Annotated in this window: 5 protein-coding genes; all 5 read left to right on the plus strand. The window is 67.8% G+C overall.

Annotated features, from left to right (window positions below; translation table 11 throughout):
• Nucleotides 1-1,128: flagellar hook protein FlgE (flgE, locus tag AC1DOC_RS27635; protein WP_478130916.1), on the plus strand; the 1,128-nt coding region annotated here is incomplete at its 5' end.
• Nucleotides 1,129-1,135: 7 nt separating this feature from the next.
• Nucleotides 1,136-1,882 (plus strand): flagellar basal body rod protein FlgF, encoded by a 747-nt coding sequence (locus AC1DOC_RS27640; RefSeq protein WP_478084254.1) that lies wholly within the window; start codon nt 1,136-1,138, stop codon nt 1,880-1,882.
• A gap of 40 nt (nt 1,883-1,922) precedes the next feature.
• Nucleotides 1,923-2,705 (plus strand): flagellar basal-body rod protein FlgG, encoded by a 783-nt coding sequence (gene flgG, locus AC1DOC_RS27645; RefSeq protein ID WP_015866968.1) that lies wholly within the window; start codon nt 1,923-1,925, stop codon nt 2,703-2,705.
• Nucleotides 2,702-3,169, plus strand: a complete 468-nt coding sequence (locus tag AC1DOC_RS27650) for a flagellar basal body L-ring protein FlgH (protein ID WP_478130917.1) — start codon at nt 2,702-2,704, stop codon at nt 3,167-3,169. Before flgG ends, AC1DOC_RS27650 begins: the two co-directional genes overlap by 4 nt.
• A 17-nt stretch (nt 3,170-3,186) precedes the next feature.
• The gene (locus tag AC1DOC_RS27655; RefSeq protein ID WP_124960774.1) at nt 3,187-4,302 is read left to right on the plus strand and encodes a flagellar basal body P-ring protein FlgI; all 1,116 of its coding nucleotides are present in this window, start codon (nt 3,187-3,189) and stop codon (nt 4,300-4,302) included.
• Nucleotides 4,303-4,472: the final 170 nt, after the last annotated feature.

The raw sequence follows: 4,472 nt of genomic DNA on the forward strand, positions 1-4,472 counted from the left end.
GTCGGCTTCAAGTCGGGCGCGGCAACCTTCCAGGACGTGTATGCGGGCTCGCGCGTCGGCCTGGGCGTGGCGGTGTCGGGCATCGTGCAGAACTTCACGCAGGGCTCGGTGCAGACCAGCAGCCGTCCGCTGGACGTGGCGATCCTCAACGGCGACGGCTTCTTCCGCCTCAGCAGCCCGAGCGGCGAGGTGATGTATTCGCGCAATGGCCAGTTCACGCGCGACAAGGACGGCTTCATCGTCAACGCCGCGGGCCTGCGCCTGACGGGCTACGGCGTCTCCGCCACCGGCGGCCTGGACGGCGGCACGCCGGGCCCGCTGCAGGTCCAGACCACGGCCATGAGCCCGAAGGCGACCACCGCCATCAACGCCACCTTCAACCTGGACGCGCGCGGCACGGTGCCCACCAAGACGCCGTTCTCCGCCACCGATTCGGCCACCTTCAACTATTCGAACGCGCTCGGCCCGGTGTTCGATTCGCTCGGCAATCCGCACGAGCTCGGCGTCTTCTTCGTGAAGACCGGCGCCAATGCCTGGGACGTGTACGGCGCGGCCGACGGCAGCGCGCTCAATGGCGGCGCGCCGATCTCGACGATGAGCTTCGACGGCAACGGCAACCTGCTCACGCCGGCCGGCGGCAAGCTGACGCTGCCCACGATGAATTTCGGCAACGGCTCGGTGGCGCTCAACGCCACGGTGGACCTTTCGGGCACCACGCAGTTCGGCAACGTCAACGAGATCAAGACGCTCAAGCAGGACGGCTACACCTCCGGCACGCTGACCTCGTTCTCGATCAACCCCGACGGCACCATCACCGGCAAGTTCTCCAACGAACAGACCACGCTGATGGGCCAGGTGGTGCTGACCTCCTTCGCCAACCCCAACGGCCTGGAGCCGATGGGCGAGAACGTCTGGGGCGAAACGCTGGCCTCGGGCCAGCCGCTCACCGGCACGCCGGGCGCGGGCACCAAGCAGGGCTCGCTCGCCTCGGGCGCGCTGGAGGCATCGAACGTCGACCTGACCTCCGAGCTCGTCAACCTGATCGTCGCGCAGCGCAGCTACCAGGCCAATGCGCAGACGGTGAAGACGCAGGATCAGGTCGTCCAGACCCTGATCAACATCCGCTGAGCCGCCCATGGACCGCATGCTGTATGTCGCGATGAGCGGCGCCAAGCAGGCCATGGAGCAGCAGGCCTCCGTCGCCAACAACATGGCGAACGCCTCCACGCCCGGGTTCCGCGCGCAGATCAACAGCTTTCGCGCGGTGCCGGTGACCGATGGCGCCGAGGCGACGACGCGCGCCTACGTGGTTGCCACCACGCCGGGCGCCGACTTCAGCCACGGTCCGCTCACGGAAACCGGCCGCGCGCTCGACATCGCCATTCACGGCGACGGCTGGCTCGCGGTGCAGACGCCCGATGGCGGCGAGGCCTACACCCGCGTGGGCAACCTGCAGGTGAACGCCGAGGGCCAGCTCACGACCATGGGCTCGCTGCCCGTGGCCGGCGATGCCGGCGCACTGACGGTGCCGCCCGGCTCCACCGTCGGGATCGCGGCCAACGGCCTGGTCACCGCACGCGGTGCCGGCGACCCGGCCATCGGCATTGCCGAGGTGGGCCGGCTGAAGCTGGTCAACCCGCCCGTGGCCGACCTGGTGCGCGGCGCCGACGGCCTCTTTCGCATGCGCGAGGGCCTCGCGCCGGCCGAGCCCGATGCGGCCGTGACCGTGACCACCGGCGCGGTCGAGGGCAGCAACGTCAACGGCGTGGAGGCCATGGTGGCCATGATCGCCAACGCCCGCAGCTTCGAGATGCAGATGAAGTCGATGCACAGCGCGGACGAGAACGCGCAGTCGGCCAACAAGCTGCTGGCGTACGGCTGAGCCCGCGCCCCACCACCCATTTCCCCAAGGATTTTTTGCCATGATGCGCTCGCTCTACATCGCCAAGACCGGCCTGGATGCCCAGCAGACCCAACTCGACGTGGTGTCGAACAACCTTGCCAACGTCGGCACCACGGGCTTCAAGCGAAGCCGCGCCGTGTTCGAGGACCTGATGTACCAGAACCTGCGCCAGGTCGGCGGCCAGACCTCGGACCAGACCCGGCTGCCTTCGGGCCTGCAGGTGGGCACCGGCGTGCACGTGGTCGCCACCGAGCGCATCCACTCGCAGGGCAACCTCACCAAGACCGACAAGCCGACCGACGTGGCCATCAACGGCGGCGGCTTCTTCCAGGTGCTGATGCCCGACGGCACCACCGCCTACACGCGCGACGGCTCGTTCCAGACCGACCGCGATGGCCAGCTCGTCACGGCCAGCGGCTTTCCGGTGCAGCCGGCCATCACGCTGCCCGCCAACGCCACCAGCCTGACCATCGGCCGCGACGGCATCGTGTCGATCACGCAGGCCGGGCAGACCAACACGGTGCAGGTCGGGCAGCTGCAGCTGGCCACCTTCCTGAACCCGGCCGGCCTGCAGAGCAAGGGCGAGAACCTCTATGCGGAAACCGATGCCTCCGGCGCACCGAACCAGGTCAACCCCGGCATCGACGGTGCGGGCATCCTGAGCCAGGGCTACGTGGAGGCTTCGAACGTCAACGTGGTCGAAGAGCTCGTGAACATGATCGCCACGCAGCGCGCCTACGAGATCAACAGCAAGGCGGTCCAGACCTCGGACCAGATGCTGCAGCGCCTGGCGCAGTTATGACCTCCCGCACCTTGTGCCTGGCGCCGTGGGTGGCTGTTGCCGTGCTGGCCTCGGGCTGCGCGCAGGTTCCGCGCGAGCCGCTGGTGCACCAGCCGATGACGGCGCGGGCGGACAACACGGCTTCTTCGATGCCGCGGCGTGCCAATGGCGCGATCTTCCACGACGCCAAGGGCGGCGCCAACGCCAACAACACCTTCAACGGCGTGATCACGGTCACGGTGGTGGACGTGATGCGCAACGGCAACCTGCTGGTGAGTGGCGAGAAGCAGATGGGCATCAACCAGGGCACCGAATACATCCGGTTCTCGGGCGTGGTGAACCCGCGCACGGTCTCGGGCAACAACACCGTGCCCTCGACGCTGGTGGCCGATGCGCGCATCGAGTACACGGCCAAGGGCTACATCGACGAGGCGCAGCACATGGGATGGATGCAGCGCTTCTTCTTGAACGTCATGCCGTTTTGATGACTCACCCCCAAATCATGAATTTCTTCTGCAATGTGCGTTCGTTGATCGGCTTTGCGGCGCTGTGCGCCATCACCCTGTGTTCACCGGCGCAGGCCGAGCGGCTGAAGGAGCTCGCGAGCATCCAGGGCGTGCGCGACAACCCGCTGATCGGCTACGGCCTCATGGTCGGACTGGACGGCACGGGCGACCAGACGATGCAGACGCCGTTCACCACGCAGAGCCTCAACAACATGCTGCAGCAGCTGGGCATCACGATTCCGCAGGGCGTGAACATGCAGCTCAAGAACGTGGCGGCGGTGATGGTCACGGCCACGCTGCCTTCGTTCGCACGGCCCGGCCAGAACATCGACGTGACGGTGTCCTCGATGGGCAATGCCAAGAGCCTGCGCGGCGGYACGCTGCTGATGACGCCGCTCAAGGGCGTCGACGGGCAGGTCTATGCGATTGCGCAGGGCAACATGGTGGTCGGCGGCGCGGGCGCGTCGGCCAATGGCAGCAAGGCGCAGGTCAACCAGCTCGGCTCGGGCCGCATTCCAGCCGGCGCGCTGGTGGAGCGCAGCGTCGAGGCGCCGGTGGGCGGCGAAAGCACGTTCACGCTCGAACTCAACCGCTCCGATTTCGGCACGGTGCAACTGGCGGCCGACGCCATCAACCGGCAGTTCGGTGCGGGCACGGCGCAGGCGCTCGACGCCCGCGTGATCCAGGTGCGGGCGCCCGCACCGCAGGAGCGCGTGGGCTTTCTCGCGCGGCTCGAGAGCCTCGAAGTGACGCCGACGCAGGCGGTTGCGCGTGTGGTCGTCAATGCGCGCACCGGCTCCGTGGTCATGAACCAGGCGGTGCGCGTGAACGACTGCGCGGTGGCGCACGGCAATCTCTCGGTGGTCATCAACACCGAGCCCGTGGTGAGCCAGCCCAATGCATTTTCCGGCGGCTCCACGGTGGTCGGGCAGACCTCGCAGATCTCGATCAGCCAGGGCGGTGGCGCGCTGCAGATGGTGCGCGGCGGCGCCTCGCTGGCCGACGTGATCAAGGGCCTGAACAGCCTGGGCGCCAATCCGCAGGACCTGGTGTCGATCCTGCAGGCCATGAAGTCCGCCGGCGCGCTGCGCGCCGAGCTCGAGATCATCTGAGCACTGCCATGGCCATCACGGAAAGCAGAAGCGGCGCGCTGGACCAGCGCCTTGCACTCGACGTGCAGGGCGTCGATGCCTTGCGCTACACCGTGCGCAGCTCGCCCGAAGAGGGCCTGAAGCAGGTGTCGCGCCAGTTCGAGGCACTGTTCATGAACATGGTGCTCAAG

It is taken from the genome of Variovorax sp. 01T439_2 (genome assembly GCF_056398445.1).